A 20,470-nucleotide genomic window follows, 5' to 3' on the forward strand; every position below is an offset into this window, starting at 1 on the left:
GATGTAGCGCTACTAAACTATTAAATTTATGAGGTGATTGTTAATGAAAGGAAAAGTTTTTTCAATTACGACTTTAGTAATATTAGCAACATCAATCTCAACAAGTGCAATCTATCCAACTCTAAGCGGTCACAAAAGCGGTAACCTACTATCTTACAGAGCTCAAACTACTACGAATCAAAATGCATCTCGTTGTTCAGTAGCAATTTCTTTTATTAAATCAAATGGAAATAATTCATATATTGAAAGCGCTTCGGACAAATTAGGATCCCATGAATCTGGAAGAGCATTAAACGCAACTGTGAGTAATGGTGCATATAACGCCTTTGGTGCAAAAGGACTATACTCTGAGCATTATGCTAATGAGAATAATGACTATCAAGAAGATACACACAAAGGTACTTTTGATAGTAATGGTAACTTACGATTACAGTGGTAAAAAGCATTAAACAGTTGTCTTAATAAATATTTGCATAAGGAGAAGGGGATGTTCATCATCTCCTTCTTATTTAAAAGGAGCACAGACATGTACCTAGCTTTTAAAAATATAAAAAACAACAAACTATTTTCCGTAATTCTTCTTATGGCATTTTTTATTTCTTTTCTTTCTATATCAGTAGCTGCGCTTTTAACAGAATCTAAACGGAATTTTATATCTGCTTTTCAAATCGGTTTCCCAGAAAACAATCAAATTTTAACTGTTCCGATAGCGAATGCAACTGAATTGGAAGAAATAATTCCTTTCATACAAGATACTTTTGTGAAAAGTGATATTTACGTAGAGTATTTAAAAGCATTAAATAGTTCAGGGGCAACAAAGATCATAGCTGTGAATTTAAAAGATGATTATTATTGGAAGCCATATATTTCTGAAGGACAATATTTTCATCGTGAAAATGTAAATCATATGGTTGTTGGTGATCAAACGAATGTAGAGGAATTATATGAATTTGATGATACATATAAAAAAATAGGAACTATATCGAGAAAAGACAGTGACATCGGTGTAGCAGGCATATACGTTCCACTTCAAAACTTACCTACTATATCTAAAAAAGGTATTATCGCGAGTAAACAATTACAATTAACAGTTGTTAATCCTACATCATCTATTCATAACGAAATAAAAAAGTTTATGGATAGGAGTAAAGAAGTGCTTTCGGGAGATGTTCAAATACTGAATGAACGAGATCTTCAGGAACTACATGTGACACATATAGATCCAGCAAATAAGTATTATTATAAATTCATTCTTGTTGCAATTGTTTCTGGCATTTCTGCAGTTTTATTTTGGATTTATAAAAAAGAACGAGAGATTTCATTAAAAAAGGCAGTAGGTGCTTCTAATATATCTATTTACTGCGAACTATATATTCAAATTTTGTTTATTTCTCTAGCAGCGATGTTCTTAGTTTTTATTACGCTAGAAATATTTTCGGGAACAATTCATACGTATTTTCAGACATACTTAGTAAAACCGTTAACACTATATGTATTGATATGTAATGTTGTTTTTATAATTTTTCTTACATTTTTTGTTACTGTAATTCCAATCAAGCACGTTATAAATATATATCCCGGAAAACATTTAAGAACGTAGGAGGTCGTCATGTTTTTTATATTTGATTCTATACGGTCTGTGAAAAAACGGTTGTTACCAAGTTTGATTATAGTAATTTCTTTAATTATTGCATTTTCTTCAGCAATAGAATTTGTTAGTAATCTTTCGGGATATCGAAAAATGATGACGGTAGCAAATAATTTATCGACTCATAAAAATTTCTATGAACTTTATGCGACGCAAGATATAACATTGTTTAGCGAAGAAAAAGCGAAAAGTGATTATCAACATTTCATTCAAGGGTTATCTAATACGATACCAATAACAAATAAAACTAATTATCTGTTCCGTAACTATTCACTTAGTTTAAAAAATGAAAATGGAACGATAAAGACTCTTATTGTTGATAAAGATATTAATAAATACTTTCATATACGAATTTCACAAGGAAGATATTTTGAGGAATCGGAATTTCATAAATCAGTATTTGATAGTAGACCTGTTATATTAGGGGCTAATTATAAAGGAAAGGTATCTATTGGTGATATCATACCATCTGGAAAAATGAAACTAAAAGTAATTGGCTTTTTAGAAAGAAATTCAGCATTTACATATCCTCGAAGCGGTGAAATATCGGATAATCGTATTACATTATTAGATGACATGGTGATTTTACCAATTGGAACAGAAGAAATAGAGTTCTATAGTGTAGACCTTTTATACAATGGGTTAATTATAGAAACAAATGAGAAGATAAATATGAATGAATTTCAAAAGAAAGTATTAAAGGTAACAGAAGGTAAGGGGTATTCGTATTATGTTACAAATCCGGATAAATTATTAGAAAATGAAAAGCAAGGCATTGATAATATGTCATATCCCTTATTATTAAGCGGTACAGTCTTATCTTTTTCATTTATATCTATTTTATTAACATCAATGGCCACGCTTTATATGGAACGTAAAAATATTTCTATTAAATCAGCATTAGGAGCAAGTACTTTTCAACTATGTCTTCCGTTTGTTATTGAGTATATGTTGTTATTCACTTTATCTGTATGTATAGGAATTATGTATTTCCAATGGGAGAATAGCGGAGTAATTGAAATTCAGAAAGGGCTAGAAAATAGTATAGTATCTTTCTTTGGAACGTTAAAAGTCTCTATAGAATCATTGATTGTTATAGGTGCTCTATCAATTGTAATGATCCTCATTATATATGCAATCATTTATTTCAATGTACTAAAAATAAAAAATACATATATGAAAGAGGTGCTATAGATGATTCAGCTCGCAAATGTGGCTAAGGGATACGGAAAGAGTAATTTTAGTGCTTTAAAAGATATTAATCTTACAATAGAAAAAGGCGAAATGATAGCAATTATGGGACCATCTGGTTCAGGGAAATCCACCTTGCTTAACATTATTGGTTTAATTGATAGCCCCTCTACTGGAAAGTATTTTTTAGATGGCATGGATACGAGTACATTAAAGTCAAACTATCATAAGTATAGAAATAAGGAAGTTGGATTTGTGTTTCAGAACTTTTCGCTACTAGATGATTATACAGTTATTGAAAATGTAATGCTCCCGCTTATATATAGAAAAATTTCTCATAAGAAACGTATACAAATATCAAAAGAAATGCTGGAAATGGTAGGGATTGAGAGGCATATTAACAAATATCCTTACGAGTTATCAGGTGGAGAACAGCAAAGAACAGCAATAGCAAGGGCTTTAGCACAAGACACAAAAATTATACTCGCTGATGAACCAACTGGTGCTCTTGATCAAGAAAACGGGAAGAAAATTATGAGCATCTTAAAAGAGATTCATAAACAAGGGAAAACGGTGCTAGTTGTTACACATGATCAAAAGGTAGCTGCATACTGCCAGAGGACGATACGTTTGCTTGATGGATATATGGTGTAATGTGGATAAAAGTATGTGGAGAGGTGATAATGGTTATTTCATCTGTTTTCATTCAAAAATATAGTAAAGAATTACAGGTGAATGAAAAATATTCATAATTTTTAACTCCTTTTATCTTTTTCATAGTTTAGGAATAGTGGAGGCTTTCGTATGATTTTCTTATTTATAGTATATTTTGTGATCATTATGACATTAGTAATGACGTTTCTTCTTTCAAAAAAATCATATAAGAAGCCTATTATTAAATATATACCAACGTTAATATTGTTTATTTTTGCTTTCATTTCTTCCGTTATGTTTGTATTGAATAACGGAATGGGAGCGCTGATGATAGCGGTCTCTTTAGGAATTACAGCGATAGTGAACGGTCTTTTACTTCTTGCATTGAAAGTAGCTCGTTTGATTGTTGCAAAAGGAAAGTAGCGCATCGAATTTCGATGCGCTACTTTTTTATGTAAAAAAAAAATCCCTCTTTATGAGGGATTTTAATGTGGTAAGAATACCAATTGATAAGCAAACAAAATTCCAAATACGTATACAAGTGGGTGAACAGAACGGAATTTACCTTTTGCCACTTTCATAAGTGGGTATGAAATAAATCCAAGTGCGATACCTGTTGCGATACTTGATGTAAGTGGCATGCTTAAGATTACTAAGAATGCTGGGAATGCTTCATCAAATGCGTCCCAATCGATGTGGCGAACTGATCCCATCATAAGACTACCAACGATAATTAATGATGGTGCAGTAATAGCTGATACACCAGAAACGGCACTTACTAATGGTCCGAAGAATGCTGCTAGTGCGAATAAAACAGCTACTGTAACAGTTGTTAAACCAGTACGACCACCAGCTGCAACACCAGCAGATGATTCAATGTACGCTGTTGATGGTGTTGTTCCGAACATAGAACCGATTGTTGCTGAGAATGAGTCAGATAGAAGAGCTCGTCCAGCTTTTGGAAGCTTTCCATCTTTCATAAATCCACCTTGTTGAGCAACGCCAAGTAATGTACCTGTTGTATCGAATAATGTAACAAGGAAGAATGAAAATACAACGCCGTATAATCCGTAGTTAATTACATCAGATACTGCAGTAATTGGATTGGAAACGATGATTCCTTCTGGTAATCCAGGCATTGATGTAACGCCGTTTGAGAATGTTAATTGTCCTGTGAAGTAAGCAATAATACCAGTTAATAGCATTCCAATAAATAGTGCACCATTTACATTTAAAGACATAAGGACAATTGTAATTCCAAGTCCAGCTAATGCTAGTAGTACTGGAGCAGAGTGAAGATCACCAAGTCCAACTAAGTTTGCTTCATTTTTTGTAACTATACCTGTTAAACGTAAACCGATAAAGGCAATGAAAAGGCCGATACCCGCAGTAATTGCATGTTTTAAGTTTTCAGGAATTGCTTCCATTAATTTTGTACGGAAAGAAGTGAATGATAACAAAATTAAGATCATACCTGCTACGAATACAGCAGAGAATGCAATTGCGAAAGTCATGCCTTCATGAGCTTTTACAACAGAATAAGAGAAGTAAGCATTTAATCCCATACCTGGTGCAATTGCGATTGGTAAGTTTGTAAAGATCGCCATAAATAATGTTCCGACAACAGCAGCGATAATTGTTGCTGTAAATGCTTGTTCAAATGGAACTCCTGCATCCCCAAGGATGACAGGGTTTACGACAATGATATATGCCATTGTTAAGAAGGTAATAATACCTGCCATAATTTCAGTTTTAATAGAAGTTTTATGTTTTGAAAGGTTAAACATATAAACATCCTTTCTGTTTACGAATAATTTTCACAACAGTTATATATAATATTCGTTTTTTAACTATTTTGCAATAGTTTTGCATAAAAAGTTTATAACAATTCATATTTTATGTCCTAAATTCGAATATTAATCGTAAACCGATTTGCGAATTTCAGTTTTTATTGTGCGCATTATAAGGAAAAGGAGTTGAAAGAAGCTATGCCACAGCAAAAAAACTTTGTAACAATGCCTGCGCAACATCAAAATAAACAGCCTGGTATTGAATCATTAATGAATCCACTTCCGCAGTTTGAAGATCCAAATTATAAAGGAAGTGAAAAGTTAAAAGGAAAAAATATATTAATTACAGGAGGAGACAGTGGGATTGGAAGAGCTGTTTCCATCGCTTTTGCAAAAGAGGGAGCAAATATCGCGATTGCTTATTTAGATGAAGATGGAGATGCAAATGAGACGAAGCAACGTGTAGAACAAGAAGGGGTAAAGTGTGTATTGTTGCCGGGTGATTTAAGTAATGAACAACATTGTAAAGATATTGTAGAAGAGACCGTTCGGCAGCTAGGTAGTTTACATGTTTTAGTAAATAATGTCGCGCAGCAATATCCGCAGCAAGGATTAGAGTATATTACAGCAGAACAGCTAGAAAAGACTTTTCGTATTAATATTTTTTCTTATTTTCACGTTACGAAAGCAGCACTTTCTCATTTAAAACAAGGAGATGTCATTATAAATACGGCGTCTATCGTTGCGTATGAAGGAAATGAAACTTTAATTGATTATTCGGCAACGAAAGGAGCAATCGTAGCTTTTACAAGATCACTGTCTCAATCGTTAGTGCAAAAAGGAATTCGTGTAAATGGTGTTGCGCCGGGACCAATTTGGACGCCACTTATTCCATCGAGCTTTGATGAGAAGAAAGTCTCTCAGTTTGGGAGTAATGTCCCGATGCAAAGACCTGGTCAACCATATGAATTAGCACCAGCATACGTATATTTAGCGTCTGGTGATTCCACATATGTGACAGGGCAAATGATACATGTAAACGGAGGCGTTATCGTCAATGGATAGTTTTCATTTATAAGAGCAAAGTAAAGCTAATCGCATTTATTATGATACTAGTGCTAGGGAGGATTTAGATGAAGAAAGTATTGTTTATCGTAATCCTATTTTTCTGCCTACCAGCTAGCGCTTTTGCTAATACAGATCATTTAATTTTAGTGAACCTTACGACGAATCAGCTATCTTTTTTTGAAGAGGGAAATTATACGAAAACATTTCCAATAACGACGGGAAGGGATAGTACCCCAACGCCTGAAGGTAATTTTTGTATTATAACTAAATATAAAAATAAAGAATACCATCGAAAAAAAATAGCTGGGGGTGCGCCGAATAACCCTCTTGGTACGAGGTGGCTTGGGCTAGACAAGAATGAATATGCGATTCACGGGACAAATCGAGAATGGACGATTGGAAGCAGAGAGTCGAATGGTTGTATTCGCATGCATGACCGGGATATAAAATGGTTATATGATCGGGTGCAATTACAGACGAAAGTAATCATTTCTCGTTTTCATACGAGCCCTGAATATGAAGCGAATAAGCTTGGTTACCGCGTTGTGAGCTGGAACGGTCGTAAAGTAGAAGAAGAGCAAATTGGCATGCTTACGTTAGTAGACCGTGCCGAAATATATTGGCAAGAACCAAATGGGCAGTTAACAAAAGTGAAAACGGTATTGCCAAACGAAAGATATGCAGTGTATTCAAAACGAAAAGAAGGAATATATTATATAGGAAACAATTTGTATATAGTGGATGAAACTGGAGAAAAAATTCGTTATGAGCAAATTCCTACTTCGACCTTAAGTAATATATATAAACGGAAATATAATATTCCGTAATGGCTACCGTATTATAGACGGTAGCTTATTTCTACTTCGAGTTTAACTGCAACTATTGTATTTTGCTGAATATAATACAGTACAGATAGGGGGCGGTTACATTATGAAAAGTGAATTTGCTTTTAAAATTTTCTTAGTAACGACCTGTTTATTTATCGTGTATTTGTATGCGTTTCTCGTTTTTTCTTTTTATGTTCCATATGTTGATTTAATATTGTTCTTCGGATTTATTTGGGCATTTGTGAAAGCAAGAGAAGGAGAGAAGAGTATATATCGGCGCATTACCTTATGTGGGACAGTTGTTCTCGTTATTTTGTACTTTTTTATCATGCATGATTTTTGGAGAGGAATGTAAAAAAGCATACGAGTAATCGTATGCTTTTTTGTTTAATATTTTGGCTTAAATGTATGACAACAAGTTTCTACACTTGTTGTTACAGAACTTTCTAGCGTCTCGTTTGTTAAAACCGCGCCTGTATATGAACCATTTGCATTTGATCCAGATTCTTGTGCATCTGGTTGAACAACAATTGCATTTGCTTGACAAAAGTTACCTTGTCCCCAAAATGAGCAATTGGAAACAGAGCATTTTACTTCTGGCATAAAACCCCCTCCTTATACATTAGTTTGGGATTTTACGCCCATTTCATGTGTAGAAGGAGTTTCCTTTTCTCGTTATTTTTTCGTTTGCTCAAGCCATTCTTTTAATTTGTCTTCCGGTTGTTCACCACTAATACGGCTTACTTCTTTGCCATCTTTAAAGTGAATGATTGTTGGAGTTCCTTTAATTTTATATTCATCCCAAGGAACATCTAGTTTTTCAATATCCATAACTTTCATATCAACGTTCAAGTCTTTAGCCATTGGTACTACGACAGGAGATAGCTTTTGACAATGAACACAAGATGTTTGATAAAAGTATACTGTTTCTTCTTTTTTCTCTTGTAAATTCTTTTGAAGATCTGAAAGAGAGATTTTGTTTGTGTAGTAGTCAGGGCCATTTGTCTTACTATCAGTAGCATTATCAATTTTCTGGCTAGTAGCGTTTTTTTCTTCCATTTGTGTAACAGCAAAAATTGCTGCAAACAAGGCGATAATAATACCACCAAATATAAGCATTTTTTTCATTTTTTCATCTCCTTATTTGTTTTTTATTACAATAAAACTACAAACAGCGATTGTAATAAAGCCGATAAGTGCTAAAAACGGGATTGTAATAAAACCAAACCAGTTTATGAATTCTCCGGTGCAGGGTACACGTCCGCAAGCTGCTCCAGCAGCTGAAAATGCTGCGACTTTTTGAATTGCATAGTGATATAAAGAAATACAAGCACCAATACTTGCAATTGGTAAAGAATAACTTGCGATGCGATAATCTTTCTTTGCTACAGCTATACCAAGCCATAAAACGAATGGATACATAATAATACGTTGATACCAACAAAGTACACAAGGTTCAAATTTCATGATTTCGGAAAAATAAAGACTTCCTAGTGTAGCGATAAAAGAAGCTCCCCACGCGGTAAGTAAAGCATATTCTTGCTTTTTTTCTCGTCTCATATTTTATACCTCTCTTATAATAGTTACATACTAAATTATAGTATGAAGTGGCACAGAAAAGAAAGAAAAAATATGTTTATCAATAAAAGTTTTATAAGAGGAAACTTTTATTGATATCAATATTTAAAAAAGCGCCATTCTCCTGAAGAGAATAGCGCTATATTTTACATTTGAATTTGCTCTACTTCTTCTATATGTGACTTTTGAGATGCATGGTCAATATATTGAAATAGGAGCTGCAATTGTTTATCAACTTCTGGCATTTCTTTACTGTATTGATAAGCGTGTAAAAAATGTTCAATACGCTTAGAAAATAATTGATCGTTCGTTTGAACCATAAGAACGAGTAATTTATCCCAATTACAGCTATACGTGTAATAGAGAGCTTTGTCATAGTCGTTATATGTTTGCACTGTGTACCCTCCTTACTGAGGAGTTATATATAGTGTGTGACAAGCAAGGAGAAATACACTTGAAAGAATTTGTTAAGAAAAAAAGCGAATGAAAAGAAAAAACGAGGAATTTCCTCGTTTTTAAGCTTTTGGCATTGGCGTAGGTGTTGGTTTGCCATAGCCTTCTTTGTATTTATTGTCGATATAGTTACGAATTTCGAGCGTTGATTTTCCTTTTTGTTTCATGGAAGCAGATTCAACTGCGATTTCTAAGCAATTGACACAAGTCGTTGCGTGGGAATCCCAGACAACTTCACCGTTCTTTTTAATTTCACGAATAAAGCAGTTTTTATTATTTTTATGTCCCACACTCTCACCGCAACCGCAGTAACATGGAATCCAATCTAATAGCTCTGCATTTTGTCCAGCTACAGTATAGATATCTTTCATTTGTGGATCAAGCTTGTCTAAGAAGGTAGGAAGTGTGTCGACCCCTTTTGTTTTTTCTTGAATGTCAACTTGCTGAGTATGCGATGCGTGGTCATGCTCTTCTTTTGATTCAGATGATTTCTTTTCATTTGTACTAGTAGCTCCGCAACCAGCAAGAATTAAACTCAGTACTGCAAGTAAAGAAAATACATATTTCTTCATACGCTTGTCCCCTTTACAAATGTATTAATCAAATTGTATCAGACTAAAACACCTAGGGAGAAGCTTTTTTTGAACGATTTTTGAAGTGCCATCGTAGTGAATGAAATAGAAATAAAATTGGGATATAGGCGTATACAATATATAAGCCAGCTTGAGATAGTACTGTATTTAATGTGTTGATACTTTCACGGTTTGTAAAAAATAAGGACGAAATAAAGATAGCTGCGATAAAAAATGGCAGTGTGATTTTAAAAGGTATGTGAAAAGATTTTTTACTAATGCAACAAGAAGACCAAATGGTTAAACAAAGATTAGGTAAAATAATAAGATACCATATGAAAATAATGATGTACTCAAACCTTTGAATAAAAGGCACCTTAATAATTTTTAGCATCGTTAAGGTTGGCCAAATTGTATGATGTAGTTGCCCTTGGCTATAGTACATAAGGGAAACGATGGCTAATATTACGTAGAGGAGCGTCGTAAAAGCAATACCACCATGTGCCCATTTATTTAACGATTTTCCTTTTTTAATAAATGGATAAAAAACAAGGATTGCTTCAAATCCGAGAAATTCTAATGCAGATGCTTTCGCTGCAGTTAAAATGTCTAAAGGTGAATGAGTTAGAATTGGAAAGATGTTACGAACATGCGCATATTTCATTGGGAAAACTAAGAAGAACAGGACGAAAATCGGTATTATGACGCCCCAAAAACATATTCCTGTTACAGAACGAAAGCCGCCTCTAATTATGTAATAAGCTACAAGTAAAAATAGTAAAGTTAATTTCCACGGTTTAATTGTAGGAAAGACCCAAACTTGAATAACTTCAATATATGTACGAAGAACAGTAAGGCAAAATAATAGAAGATATGCCGCAAAGCATACGGAAAAAAATGTTCCAATCCACTTTCCGAAACATGTCGTATGGATATTCATTAAATCATTATCTTTTTCTAACATTTTCAGCATACAAAATAATACGATATGAGTTGCAATACCAGCGATAATAAGAGAAATCCAAGAGTCATAACCGGCAAATTGCGCAATAATCCTTTGGTATCCTAACACCCCTACTCCAATTTGAAGAGAGTGTAATAGAAGGAATGTGAAATACGGGGAAACTGTATGTGTTTTATCTTGTCCAGTCATGATAGCACCTCACTATTCTCCGATACCAGATTGTACGACATTAATCTTTACATTGACAGCAACGTCTACGTTAGGATACATATCTTGAATTTGTTTCATGCTCCATTTTCTTGAATGACTACGAATTTCTTCACGTATACCGATTGGATCGATTTTTTTTTCTTGGAATGTTTGTATTAATTCGTTTAAATCCTTCTCAAGTGTTTTTTCTACATGTCTTTTTACGTAAGTTACATTTTCACTCTTTGATAAATCAAGCCAACTAGGAGCATTTTTTATGAGTCCATTTAATTTTAAGTGTATGTTAACTTTCGGAATATCACCGTTTGGTGAAAGAGAACATACACTTTTTCCAGATAAGTTTTGAGTAGCAATCAAACCTTTATGTTTACCTTGACGTATCGGAACTTCGTAACGCCCATTTTTCGTTGGATTAATGAGTAATTTAAATAAAAAAGACCTTTTCTTATCTGTATACATAGCCACTTTATCCTTTTTTAAAAAAGCTAGTCCTTTAATGGAAGCAGATTTGTCTTCTGATACTTGAATGTAAGGAAGAAATGGATCGCATCCAGATGAATAGAAGTTATATAAAAAAATATTTAAAGCTGTCCGCGGGATTGTCTCGTTTTTTATATTTTGCTCCAGTAAATCAGATAGATAAAGTGATCCATTTGTTCTGACATGTTTAAGTAATTCTTCTGCTGAACCATCTACAAGCGCTAGTTGTACATCTCGTCCAATGTTAGGATCACGTTGTAAGTTGTTAATAACATCTCCAAGTCCATGTTCACCAAATGCTTTTCCAAATAGGACAACACGCATTTGACCTACAGCAATCGTATGTGGCGATTTGGCGTTTAGAAGGGAAGATATAGTTTCAATTGTACCTGCATGGGTTGATTGAGTTTCTGGTTTAGATTGTACGCCTTTTGTGTAATCGGGATATAAAATTGTCCCGCGAAATTTTTTATCTTTTATTATATCGAATCCACCTACGTGAATCATTCGCTGTGTATCAACTATATTTGCTTCTGTACAACCAGATTGAAAAATTAAAATGATAATGAAAAAGCAGAATAAAATATTTTTCATTTTTCCTCACCGTCGTGTTTTTCTTTCGCTTTGTTTGGATCATAGCGCCATTTCTTTTTTGGTCTTAGAAAAGAAGCACGTCCTGCAGTTTGACTAAATGGAAGGCGAAGGAGTCCTTCAGCTGTACCTAACCCGCGAAATGGGTATAAAGGTAATAAATAAGGTGATCCAAGTGATTTTAAGCGAATTAAATGAGCCAATATGAATACAAATCCGACGATAAGCCCTACACCTCCAAATGCTCCAGCTAAAATGATGAGAGGGAAGCGTAATATCCGGATAGTAGAAGACATTTTTACTGTTGGTGTTGTAAAAGAAGCTAGTGCAGACAACGCAACAGCAATTAATAAGATGGTGCTCGTTAAAGCAGCCTCAACAGATGCCTGCCCAATTACAATGCCGCCAACAATACCAATGGTTTGGCCGACTTTAGTCGGTAAACGCGCCCCAGCTTCGCGCAGTAATTCGATTGTAATTTCTAAAAAAAGTGCCTCCAAAACAGGTGGAAATGGTACGTTGGCTCTAGAATAAATAATAGGGCCGAGTAAATCTGCTGGAATCATTTGATAGTGATACGTTAATACAGCTGTATAAATAGCTGATGAAAATAGAGAGAATGCTGCACCAAAAAAACGAACTAATCTAAGAAATGACCCTGCTATCCATGGTAAATAATAGTCTTCTGGAGAGACGAAGAAATCGAGTAGTGTTGCGGGTCCAGCTAATGCATATGGTGAACCGTCTGTTAAAATGACGACTCCTCCATTCAGTAATGCATAAACGGATCGGTCTAAACGCTCTGTAGGCAGTAAAACAGGGAAAGGTGAGTTGCTATTATCACTAATAAACTGTTCAATCATAGTTGCATCAAAAGGGTAATCAAAATCAATATCTCGCAGGCGTTGCACTGCAGTGTTCACATGCTGTTCATTTGTAATATCCGCCATATAAGCGACTACAATTTTTGTTTTTGATATAGAGCCAACGGACAGTTCTTTGAAAATTAATTGCTCTGTTACAATGCTTCGCCGAAGTAAATGTATATTCGTATCAATATTCTCAACGAATCCAATTTTGGGACCGATGACACTATATTCATTTTCTGTATCGTTATATAATCGTGTACCTAAAGCTAAACTTTCAGCACGAATCAGTGCATATTCGGCTGTTTGGGAATCAACTTTTAGCTGCAAGAGTACATATCCACTTAATAGTTTTTCACGGATATCATCAATAGAAGGATTGGTAATAATCTCCTCAAGTGTGACGATGTTTGCTATGTCATTTATATTTTGAATGCGATCTAATTCTTTTTTGATAGGTGTTAAAATGAATCGATTAATAATAAGTGATTCAACTGTAGATTTATAATAAAACAAACATAATGACCCATCCTCTATGACATTGTAAGAGGAAAAATCGCTGGATTCTTTCATAGTGTGGATGAATTCTGGAACAGAGCATACGGATTGTTTCTTCTTTTTAGATGATAAACGAAACATTTTCTCACCCCTGACATACATCATTTACTTGTGTTAGTTTTTGGGAAAGACGGGAATTTATACTTGAAAATTGAAAGTTCATAAAGAAAAGGAAGAGTATTAAATATCTCTTCCTTTTTGGCATGTTAATTTGTGTTCTTTTCTTTAATAGACTTCACTAATTTAATCATTTCTGCACGTATATCTTCTTTTTTCACGTTTAGTTTTTCTGCAATTTGCTTAATGTCCATTCCATCTTTTTTCATTTTTAGTACATCATCGAGAGGGGTATTACTTTTTTGAGAGATGATTGTTAATACTGTAAGTTGACGTAATCCGATATTATATTCTTTCATTTTTTGTTTGAGTCCATCTGGTGTAGATTTTTGCATATTTGCTAATTCTTGCAGTAGTGCTTTTTTCGTCTCTTTATTTATATGATGTTTTTTCAACTTACTTGGATCTACGCCGAAATGCTGGGCTGTTTTCTCCCAAGATTTATTTTGTTTATAGTAAGCTAAAACGTCTTCTATTTCTTTTTTACTCATTTTTGCAATATGAGCAGCTTTCCAAATTTCATGTTTGTTATAGCCGAGTTTTTCGAGCGACTGCATTTCTTCTTCTGAAATAGGCTTATGATGGTGCAATGTTACTTCTTTTGGCGTGGCAGCGAAAGTAGGGAAGACGGTTGCCCCGAATAATAATGTTGCCATGGTCATACTTACTGCGATTTTTTTGTACATATAAACTCCTCCTAGATGGATAATGTGGAAAACTGTACACATATCATTTCCATAAAATGTGAAATACTTGTGAACAAGTTAAGTTTTTTTATTCACAGTATAAAATGACGTTTTTGGAAGTTTTCCAACATAAAACATTGATTAATAGTAAAAAACTAAGGTATAATCGAAATTGAAAATCAATATCAATAACAAATGTATACATATAGATGAAAATAAGGGAGAGAAAAATATGACTACATATACTTCCATCGCAAATGTGATTAAAGAAAGACGCTCTGTACGTACATTCACAGATAAAGCTGTAGATAAAGAGTTATTAATTGAACTATTAAACGACGCAACGTGGGCACCGAATCATAAACACCGTGAACCATGGAATTGTAAATTATACATTGGAGAAGGTCGCAAAAAATTAGTAGATGCAGTATTAAACTCTTTCACAGAAGAAGAAAGAGCGAAACGCGGTAAAATCTTATCAGATCGTTTCTTAAGCACGCCTGCACAAATTGTTGTTTATATTAATGAAGATCCACGTCAAATTCAACGCGACGAAGATTACGCTGCAACATGTGCATTTATGCAAAACTTCCAACTACTTGCTTGGGAGCGTGGATTAGGATGTGTTTGGAAATCAGGCGGATTAAACTACAATCCATTATTTATAGAAGGACTCGGTTTAACAAGAGGTCAACGCATCGTTGGAATTCTTCACCTTGGCTATTTCGATAAAGCACCAGAAGGAAAAGCTCGTACACCGATTATGGAGAAGATGGAGATTATTGAAGGTTAATAGATGAGACATTCTCGTTTTTATGAGGATGTCTTTTTATTATGCAATCAATCCTCATGAAAGCTTGTTCCTCATCATACACTTTCTTAAGGGAAAGTGTAAGGAGGGAAAATAATGAGAGCAAGTGACGATAAAGCACTGCAATATGCGATTGCGGAAATTACGGAAATTGCGACTGGATTTGGGCTTGATTTTTATCCGATGCGTTATGAAATATGTCCAGCGGAAATTATTTATACATTTGGTGCATATGGGATGCCGACGCGGTTTTCACATTGGAGTTTTGGAAAACAGTTTTTTAGAATGAAATTACAATACGATTTAGGTCTTAGTAAAATATACGAACTCGTTATTAACTCTGATCCATGTTATGCCTTTTTATTAGATACGAACTCGTTAATTCAAAACAAATTAATTGTAGCGCACGTTTTAGCGCACTGTGACTTCTTTAAAAATAATATTCGCTTCTCTAATACGAAACGAGATATGGTGGAGAGTATGGCGGCAACGGCTGATCGCGTGAAAGCATATGAGCATAAGTATGGAAAGGCAGAAGTCGAAACATTTTTGGATGCCGTACTTGCCATTCAAGAGCACATTGATCCGTCACTTATGCGTCCAAAACTGGCGTGGAGTATTGAAGATTTAGAAGAGGATGTAGAAAAGAAAAAGATATCACAGTACGATGATTTATGGAATTTAGATGATCGAAACAAAAAGAGAGAACGACCTAATATGCATAAAAAGAAGAAAATTCCGCCGCAACCAGAGAAAGATTTACTCCTCTTTATTGAAGAATATAGCCGTGAGCTAGAAGATTGGCAGCGCGATATATTAACGATGATGCGCGAGGAAATGTTATATTTCTGGCCGCAGCTTGAAACGAAGATCATGAACGAAGGTTGGGCTTCTTACTGGCATCAACGCATACTCCGTGAAATGGACTTAACATCTTCTGAAGCGATTGAATTCGCAAAGCTTAATGCAGGTGTAGTTCAACCATCAAAAACAAGCATTAACCCATACTACCTCGGTATTAAAATGTTCGAAGATATTGAAGAACGCTACAATAACCCGACAGAAGAAATGAAACGACGCGGCGTAAAGCCAGGATCTGGTCGGGACAAAATCTTTGAAGTACGCGAAATCGAATGGGATGTATCATTCTTAAGAAACTACTTAAACAAAGATCTCGTAATGAGAGAAGATATGTACTTATTCCAGCGCCAAGGAAAAGAATATAAAGTAATAGATAAAGAGTGGGAACAGGTACGTGATCAGCTCGTAAATATGCGTACAAACGGTGGCTTCCCGTACTTAGTAGTAGAAGATGGAGATTACTTAAAGAACGGAGAATTGTACATTAAACATAGTTACGAAGGAATCGAGCTCGATTTAAAATACTTAGAAAAAGTACTGCCATATATTCATCAATTATGGGGAAGAACGGTGCATATGGAGTCGATTGTGGAAAGTAAGGGCGTTGTGTTTTCTTATGATGGGAAGATGGTTCATCGGAAGTATGTGTGATAAAAAAGAACGGACATAGAATGCTATGTCCGTTCTTTTTTATTTGGAACAAGGTCAAATATGCTATTCTTGAAAAAGGGAGTTACATAGAGAAATGGAGCGATTCAAATGAGCAAAATAGGGGTATGCAAGGTGGATATTATGCCGCCTGTAGGTATTGATTTTGTCGGATACCATAGAGAGACAGGAATAAATAATATTGAAGAGTGTATTTATGGGACAGTTTTTGTATTTGAAAAAGATGAGACGAAAACTGTGTTTATAAGTATTGATAATATTGGAATGTTAGTAGAAGATACAAATATGATTCGTGAACAAATAGCGAGAGAGCTTCATATATCATTTGAGCGAATAACTGTTGTTTATACACATACACACTCTGGTCCGGAAACAGTCGGTGATCATCCTTTAATAAAGTCGTATAAAACGATTTTAGTAAATAATGTAGTGCACGGTGCTGTTACTGCGAATAACAACTTGAGGCCATGTGAAATTGGCTGGAGTGTTACGACAGGTTATATTGGGGTAAACCGAAGAGAGAGAACATCTGATGGAAGAGCGAAGATGGGAACAAATATAGAGGGTGTTGTAGATAAACGAATTGGCATGTTAGCCATAAGAAATGCTGAAACGAAGGAGCTATCTGGGATTATAGTATTTTGTACGGCACATCCGAATGTGTTAAAAGGTGATAGCGATGTACTATCGGCGGATTATCCGGGAATGACGAGAGAGATTCTTGAGAAAATCGTAAACTGTCCTGTTATTATTGTGCAAGGTGCTGCTGGCAATGTAAATGCAAAGTATCGCGGTTCAAGGGAAGCAGTAAAGCAAATGGCTTACACAGTTAGTGGACATGTATTAACGATGTTGCCAATAGTTACATATAGCCCAATTGTAAGTTTAAGAACAGTTTCAAGTACGATGCAAATGAAGTTGAAAGATATTCCTGAAATTAATGAAATACGAAGCATGGCTCAATTAGCTGAGAAGCAGTGGGATGTGAATACGGATGAATGGCTTACTATAATTTTAGAGAAATATAAGCAAGGTATTCGGCAGTTACGTATTGATTTAGAAGTTCAACTGTTTCAAATTAATGATGGTATGTTCTTTGGTATACCGATGGAACCTTTTTCAGAAACAGCTTTAGAAGTGAAAGAGCGTCTTCAAAATGAAATAGCTTTTTTAGGTGGATATACGAATGGATATATTGGTTATTTACCGACAAAAGAAGAGTTTGCATATGGTGGGTACGAAGTAGAGCTAAACCCTGTTGTATATGGGCCTGTTACGAATTTATTGATGCCACCGGAGGAGAATACGGCAGAATTAGTCGTGCAGAGAGCTATGGAATTATATAATGCGTAAAATATAGACTCTTGCATATTTGATATGAAATTTAAAAGAAGCAATAATTATTAATAAAACTGTAGAAAACGAATCCATTTTGAAAGGGACTGATCAAAATGGATTCGTTTTTATATGGAGTTTTTGCTTACCAAACAGGTCGTATATTTGATGATAATTTCTCTGTATTTTCTTTAGTAACGAATGTTGTTAAATCTTCCTTGAGCATTTGCATTCGTTCAGTACCTATGTTTTCAATCCATCGTTGCTCTATTTCAGCTACTATTTCTTCTTTCGTTTTCATTACAGCTAAACCTCGTTCGGTTAAAATAATGATTTTACCTCTTTTATCAGTAGGATGCTTTTTGCGCGTGACATAACCACTATTTTCAAGAGAATCGATCATTTTACTTACAGCTTGTTTAGAAACTCCTAAATACTCAGCCAATTCTATACCGGTTGCTCCATTAGGAAGGATACGTTTGAACATAAAGCCGTGTGCTGGCCTAATATCTTCAAATCCCAATTCACTTAATCTGTCATGCAGTTCAGTAATTAATGTACTGAAAGATAATGATAAAAGTGAAGTAAGGTCTAGTTCGTTAAATGTTTGATGATTCATGTATAACCTCCACAATTGTAGTCAATTAAGTTGACTATGTATAAAACCTATTGTACTATACAGGATATGGTCAATCAAATTGACTATATCTTGTATAGTACAAATAATGATCTATATAAATAGAATCAACGGAGGTTTCACATGGTTAATATCGTAAAAATTAGAGGGAGTGTATTTGCACCGTATGCGTTGCTGAAGCCTATTAAGGATGCTGCAACAGGAAGAGTTTTTGAATACGCTGGAGATGCACGTGAATTTACACCATTCGCTGTAAATACAAAGCGTTCAAGATTAGAACAAGAAGTGATTGTTGATTTTTATAAAAGAGAAATTTTCACATATGTAGATGCTTGCATCGTTACTGTGAAAATTACAAATTCAGATGGTTCAATTGAGTATCAAAAAGGAGAAACAAGTACAGAAAATATTGTATGTACTAATATCGTATGGGGCGAGGATGAAGTTTCATTTGAAATGAGAGCAAGTGCAAGTAATCCGTTAAACGCAGCGGCACCCGCAGCAGATTATTTTTTGGTTATAAGAGTTAATACAAGTGGCATTGTGCATATTGAAGGTTTACATGATGGTTTCCCTTGCTATGAATTTTATAAACAAATAGACTTTCGTTCATTTGAAAAAATATATACACATGATTTCAGAGAAACGAATGATACCCCAGCAGCGCTAGCTGGAGAAATGGAATATAGCTTTAAAACGAAAATCTAGCTATAAATATAGCGTCATTTTTAAGAAAGAAGTAGCCAATGTAAAAGAGAAAGATTTTAATTATGTGGCTGAAATGGTGTTTTTTTATTAAATAATGCAGTATATAAAATTAGAATTATAGAGGTGTTTCTTATGACTAATATCGTAAAAGTTAGAGCCAGCGTATTTATTCCAATGTCTTGGACAGAACCGAGGAAGGATATGGAAACAGGGAAAATAATTCAATTCGAAGGTGATTCACGCGAATTTACACCACATGCGGTAAATACTATGCGCTCTAGAGTGGAGCAAGAGGTAGTAGTGGATTTTTATAAAGAAGAAGTGTTTTCATATGCGAACACGGGTATTACGACAGAGAAGGTTACGAATCCAGATGGTTCTGTGAATAAAAGAACAGGAAAAGCGAGTACTGAAAATATTGTGTGCACTAATATCGTATGGAATCCTGATGGTGTGCAATTTAAAATGAGTGCGAGTGCAAGTAATCCATTAAATATATATGCACCTCCTGTAGATTATGTATTACATGTATGTGTGAACAAGGATGGTAGTATTGAGATTCAAGGGGAGCATGATGGATTCCCTTGTTTTGAATTTTATAAGCAAGTAGATTTCGGTTCATTTGAAAAAATATATACACATGATTTTAGAGAAACTGGTGATACAGCTGCAGCACTAGGTGGAGAAATGGATTATAGTTTTACAAGGAGTTTATAAGAAGTAAGATAATAATGCAGTGTAGTTGAGAAATGCAAAAGTCAATAAAATCAGTGACTTTTGCATTTTCACTATACGTTAGAAAGTTTCAAAAAAATAAAACGCTTTACAATATACCCTTCAGGGTATATGTTATTATACAAAGTTACAAAGTAATGTATAATATAGTTATAAATACGGAGGTGGTCTACAGTGGAATATAATCAAGATATGAAAAATAGATTGAAACGTATTGAAGGTCAAGTTCGTGGTGTACTTCGTATGATGGAAGAAGGAAAAGATTGCCGAGAGGTTATTACACAGTTAACGGCATCTCGTTCTGCACTTGATCGTACAATTGGACTTGTTGTTGGAACGAATTTAGAGCAATGTTTGCGTGAACAGTTTGAAAGTGGTAATGGTTCAAATGAAGAGTTAATTAAAGAAGCTGTTCAATTACTTGTAAAAAGCCGATAATCTGTCAAACGTAAGTGTTGACA

At 34.6% G+C, this 20,470-nt stretch carries 25 protein-coding genes; 14 read left to right on the plus strand and 11 right to left on the minus strand.

The annotated features are described in order from the left end of the window. Positions 1–43: 43 nt before the first annotated feature. The 5 genes from DN393_RS29590 (at position 44) to DN393_RS29610 (ending at position 3,916) form a co-directional block, all read left to right on the plus strand. Complete coding sequence (locus DN393_RS29590; RefSeq protein WP_149174197.1) at positions 44–439, plus strand: hypothetical protein; 396 nt, start codon at positions 44–46, stop codon at positions 437–439. Positions 440–526: 87 nt separating this feature from the next. Beyond that, entirely contained in the window at positions 527–1,600 is a 1,074-nt protein-coding gene (locus tag DN393_RS29595) for an ABC transporter permease (protein ID WP_088047974.1), read from the plus strand. A gap of 9 nt (positions 1,601–1,609) precedes the next feature. After that, positions 1,610–2,842: an ABC transporter permease gene (locus tag DN393_RS29600; RefSeq protein ID WP_064473911.1), complete on the plus strand. Its 1,233-nt coding sequence runs from the start codon at positions 1,610–1,612 to the stop codon at positions 2,840–2,842. Continuing rightward, positions 2,843–3,493, plus strand: coding sequence for an ABC transporter ATP-binding protein (locus tag DN393_RS29605; RefSeq protein WP_088047973.1), 651 nt, complete (start codon positions 2,843–2,845; stop codon positions 3,491–3,493). Positions 3,494–3,643: 150 nt separating this feature from the next. Further along, positions 3,644–3,916, plus strand: a complete 273-nt coding sequence (locus DN393_RS29610; RefSeq protein ID WP_064473909.1) for a hypothetical protein — start codon at positions 3,644–3,646, stop codon at positions 3,914–3,916. Between the two features lie 62 nt (positions 3,917–3,978). Here the strand turns inward: DN393_RS29610 and DN393_RS29615 are convergent, their stop codons facing one another. Continuing rightward, positions 3,979–5,280 carry an NCS2 family permease gene (locus DN393_RS29615; RefSeq protein WP_000482733.1) on the minus strand — a complete coding sequence of 434 codons (1,302 nt, stop codon included), beginning with the start codon at positions 5,278–5,280 and terminating at the stop codon, positions 3,979–3,981. Between the two features lie 201 nt (positions 5,281–5,481). Between DN393_RS29615 and DN393_RS29620 the strand changes: the two genes are divergently transcribed. From DN393_RS29620 to DN393_RS29630, 3 genes are all read left to right on the plus strand, one after another. Next, complete coding sequence (locus DN393_RS29620; protein WP_064473908.1) at positions 5,482–6,348, plus strand: SDR family oxidoreductase; 867 nt, start codon at positions 5,482–5,484, stop codon at positions 6,346–6,348. 68 nt (positions 6,349–6,416) lie between these two features. Continuing rightward, complete coding sequence (locus tag DN393_RS29625) at positions 6,417–7,178, plus strand: L,D-transpeptidase (RefSeq protein WP_064473907.1); 762 nt, start codon at positions 6,417–6,419, stop codon at positions 7,176–7,178. Positions 7,179–7,281: 103 nt separating this feature from the next. Continuing rightward, positions 7,282–7,533: a hypothetical protein gene (locus DN393_RS29630; protein WP_000834190.1), complete on the plus strand. Its 252-nt coding sequence runs from the start codon at positions 7,282–7,284 to the stop codon at positions 7,531–7,533. A 32-nt stretch (positions 7,534–7,565) separates the two neighbouring features. On the opposite strand, the gene DN393_RS29635 is transcribed toward DN393_RS29630, so the two are convergent. The 9 genes from DN393_RS29635 to DN393_RS29675 form a co-directional block, all read right to left on the minus strand. Continuing rightward, the gene (locus tag DN393_RS29635; protein WP_064473906.1) at positions 7,566–7,781 is read right to left on the minus strand and encodes a DUF1540 domain-containing protein; all 216 of its coding nucleotides are present in this window, start codon (positions 7,779–7,781) and stop codon (positions 7,566–7,568) included. 72 nt (positions 7,782–7,853) lie between these two features. Then, positions 7,854–8,306, minus strand: coding sequence for a thioredoxin family protein (locus DN393_RS29640; RefSeq protein ID WP_088047972.1), 453 nt, complete (start codon positions 8,304–8,306; stop codon positions 7,854–7,856). A 12-nt stretch (positions 8,307–8,318) separates the two neighbouring features. Beyond that, positions 8,319–8,738, minus strand: coding sequence for a disulfide formation protein C (locus DN393_RS29645; protein WP_064473904.1), 420 nt, complete (start codon positions 8,736–8,738; stop codon positions 8,319–8,321). Positions 8,739–8,902: 164 nt separating this feature from the next. Next, positions 8,903–9,151, minus strand: coding sequence for a YhdB family protein (locus tag DN393_RS29650; protein ID WP_001195461.1), 249 nt, complete (start codon positions 9,149–9,151; stop codon positions 8,903–8,905). Between the two features lie 120 nt (positions 9,152–9,271). Further along, entirely contained in the window at positions 9,272–9,781 is a 510-nt protein-coding gene (locus tag DN393_RS29655; protein ID WP_064473903.1) for a PCYCGC domain-containing protein, read from the minus strand. Between the two features lie 52 nt (positions 9,782–9,833). Beyond that, positions 9,834–10,934, minus strand: a complete 1,101-nt coding sequence (locus DN393_RS29660; protein ID WP_000147538.1) for a GerAB/ArcD/ProY family transporter — start codon at positions 10,932–10,934, stop codon at positions 9,834–9,836. Positions 10,935–10,946: 12 nt separating this feature from the next. Beyond that, complete coding sequence (gene gerYC, locus DN393_RS29665; protein WP_088047971.1) at positions 10,947–12,029, minus strand: spore germination protein GerYC; 1,083 nt, start codon at positions 12,027–12,029, stop codon at positions 10,947–10,949. Next, positions 12,026–13,531 (minus strand): spore germination protein, encoded by a 1,506-nt coding sequence (locus tag DN393_RS29670; RefSeq protein WP_064473901.1) that lies wholly within the window; start codon positions 13,529–13,531, stop codon positions 12,026–12,028. Before DN393_RS29670 ends, gerYC begins: the two co-directional genes overlap by 4 nt. A 125-nt stretch (positions 13,532–13,656) precedes the next feature. After that, complete coding sequence (locus DN393_RS29675) at positions 13,657–14,253, minus strand: hypothetical protein (RefSeq protein WP_149174198.1); 597 nt, start codon at positions 14,251–14,253, stop codon at positions 13,657–13,659. A 232-nt stretch (positions 14,254–14,485) separates the two neighbouring features. Here DN393_RS29675 and DN393_RS29680 point away from each other — a divergent pair, with 232 nt between their 5' ends. The 3 genes from DN393_RS29680 (at position 14,486) to DN393_RS29690 (ending at position 17,947) form a co-directional block, all read left to right on the plus strand. Continuing rightward, entirely contained in the window at positions 14,486–15,046 is a 561-nt protein-coding gene (locus tag DN393_RS29680; protein WP_064473899.1) for a nitroreductase family protein, read from the plus strand. A 114-nt stretch (positions 15,047–15,160) separates the two neighbouring features. Continuing rightward, on the plus strand, positions 15,161–16,576 hold the full coding sequence (gene spoVR / locus DN393_RS29685; RefSeq protein WP_001202704.1) for a stage V sporulation protein SpoVR: 1,416 nt from the start codon (positions 15,161–15,163) through the stop codon (positions 16,574–16,576). A 108-nt stretch (positions 16,577–16,684) separates the two neighbouring features. Then, on the plus strand, positions 16,685–17,947 hold the full coding sequence (locus DN393_RS29690; protein ID WP_064473898.1) for a neutral/alkaline non-lysosomal ceramidase N-terminal domain-containing protein: 1,263 nt from the start codon (positions 16,685–16,687) through the stop codon (positions 17,945–17,947). A gap of 127 nt (positions 17,948–18,074) precedes the next feature. Here the strand turns inward: DN393_RS29690 and DN393_RS29695 are convergent, their stop codons facing one another. Then, positions 18,075–18,548: a MarR family winged helix-turn-helix transcriptional regulator gene (locus tag DN393_RS29695; protein WP_064473897.1), complete on the minus strand. Its 474-nt coding sequence runs from the start codon at positions 18,546–18,548 to the stop codon at positions 18,075–18,077. A 141-nt stretch (positions 18,549–18,689) separates the two neighbouring features. Here DN393_RS29695 and DN393_RS29700 point away from each other — a divergent pair, with 141 nt between their 5' ends. The 3 genes from DN393_RS29700 to DN393_RS29710 all read left to right on the plus strand — a co-directional run bounded on the left by DN393_RS29700 (position 18,690) and on the right by DN393_RS29710 (position 20,447). Continuing rightward, positions 18,690–19,274: a DUF3238 domain-containing protein gene (locus DN393_RS29700; RefSeq protein ID WP_000247255.1), complete on the plus strand. Its 585-nt coding sequence runs from the start codon at positions 18,690–18,692 to the stop codon at positions 19,272–19,274. Positions 19,275–19,406: 132 nt separating this feature from the next. Beyond that, a complete protein-coding gene (locus tag DN393_RS29705; protein ID WP_000182107.1) occupies positions 19,407–19,991 on the plus strand; it encodes a DUF3238 domain-containing protein in 585 nt (194 codons plus the stop codon). Positions 19,992–20,183: 192 nt separating this feature from the next. Continuing rightward, complete coding sequence (locus DN393_RS29710) at positions 20,184–20,447, plus strand: metal-sensitive transcriptional regulator (RefSeq protein WP_000456206.1); 264 nt, start codon at positions 20,184–20,186, stop codon at positions 20,445–20,447. Positions 20,448–20,470 lie beyond the last annotated feature (23 nt).

This window comes from Bacillus sp. BPN334, from assembly GCF_008368885.1.
Lineage (GTDB): Bacteria > Bacillota > Bacilli > Bacillales > Bacillaceae_G > Bacillus_A > Bacillus_A wiedmannii.

What these genes read in the sequence shown, in the direction of transcription:
- gerYC (WP_088047971.1), bottom strand. Translation starts at nt 12,029, where the DNA reads ATGAAAAATATTTTATTCTGCTTTTTCATTATCATTTTAATTTTTCAA.
- DN393_RS29625 (WP_064473907.1), top strand. Translation starts at nt 6,417, where the DNA reads ATGAAGAAAGTATTGTTTATCGTAATCCTATTTTTCTGCCTACCAGCT.
- DN393_RS29670 (WP_064473901.1), bottom strand. Translation starts at nt 13,531, where the DNA reads ATGTTTCGTTTATCATCTAAAAAGAAGAAACAATCCGTATGCTCTGTT.
- DN393_RS29640 (WP_088047972.1), bottom strand. Translation starts at nt 8,306, where the DNA reads ATGAAAAAAATGCTTATATTTGGTGGTATTATTATCGCCTTGTTTGCA.
- DN393_RS29610 (WP_064473909.1), top strand. Translation starts at nt 3,644, where the DNA reads ATGATTTTCTTATTTATAGTATATTTTGTGATCATTATGACATTAGTA.
- DN393_RS29705 (WP_000182107.1), top strand. Translation starts at nt 19,407, where the DNA reads ATGACTAATATCGTAAAAGTTAGAGCCAGCGTATTTATTCCAATGTCT.
- DN393_RS29660 (WP_000147538.1), bottom strand. Translation starts at nt 10,934, where the DNA reads ATGACTGGACAAGATAAAACACATACAGTTTCCCCGTATTTCACATTC.
- DN393_RS29615 (WP_000482733.1), bottom strand. Translation starts at nt 5,280, where the DNA reads ATGTTTAACCTTTCAAAACATAAAACTTCTATTAAAACTGAAATTATG.
- DN393_RS29635 (WP_064473906.1), bottom strand. Translation starts at nt 7,781, where the DNA reads ATGCCAGAAGTAAAATGCTCTGTTTCCAATTGCTCATTTTGGGGACAA.
- DN393_RS29605 (WP_088047973.1), top strand. Translation starts at nt 2,843, where the DNA reads ATGATTCAGCTCGCAAATGTGGCTAAGGGATACGGAAAGAGTAATTTT.
- DN393_RS29630 (WP_000834190.1), top strand. Translation starts at nt 7,282, where the DNA reads ATGAAAAGTGAATTTGCTTTTAAAATTTTCTTAGTAACGACCTGTTTA.
- DN393_RS29600 (WP_064473911.1), top strand. Translation starts at nt 1,610, where the DNA reads ATGTTTTTTATATTTGATTCTATACGGTCTGTGAAAAAACGGTTGTTA.
- DN393_RS29645 (WP_064473904.1), bottom strand. Translation starts at nt 8,738, where the DNA reads ATGAGACGAGAAAAAAAGCAAGAATATGCTTTACTTACCGCGTGGGGA.
- DN393_RS29595 (WP_088047974.1), top strand. Translation starts at nt 527, where the DNA reads ATGTACCTAGCTTTTAAAAATATAAAAAACAACAAACTATTTTCCGTA.
- spoVR (WP_001202704.1), top strand. Translation starts at nt 15,161, where the DNA reads ATGAGAGCAAGTGACGATAAAGCACTGCAATATGCGATTGCGGAAATT.
- DN393_RS29590 (WP_149174197.1), top strand. Translation starts at nt 44, where the DNA reads ATGAAAGGAAAAGTTTTTTCAATTACGACTTTAGTAATATTAGCAACA.
- DN393_RS29695 (WP_064473897.1), bottom strand. Translation starts at nt 18,548, where the DNA reads ATGAATCATCAAACATTTAACGAACTAGACCTTACTTCACTTTTATCA.
- DN393_RS29680 (WP_064473899.1), top strand. Translation starts at nt 14,486, where the DNA reads ATGACTACATATACTTCCATCGCAAATGTGATTAAAGAAAGACGCTCT.
- DN393_RS29700 (WP_000247255.1), top strand. Translation starts at nt 18,690, where the DNA reads ATGGTTAATATCGTAAAAATTAGAGGGAGTGTATTTGCACCGTATGCG.
- DN393_RS29675 (WP_149174198.1), bottom strand. Translation starts at nt 14,253, where the DNA reads ATGTACAAAAAAATCGCAGTAAGTATGACCATGGCAACATTATTATTC.
- DN393_RS29620 (WP_064473908.1), top strand. Translation starts at nt 5,482, where the DNA reads ATGCCACAGCAAAAAAACTTTGTAACAATGCCTGCGCAACATCAAAAT.
- DN393_RS29690 (WP_064473898.1), top strand. Translation starts at nt 16,685, where the DNA reads ATGAGCAAAATAGGGGTATGCAAGGTGGATATTATGCCGCCTGTAGGT.
- DN393_RS29655 (WP_064473903.1), bottom strand. Translation starts at nt 9,781, where the DNA reads ATGAAGAAATATGTATTTTCTTTACTTGCAGTACTGAGTTTAATTCTT.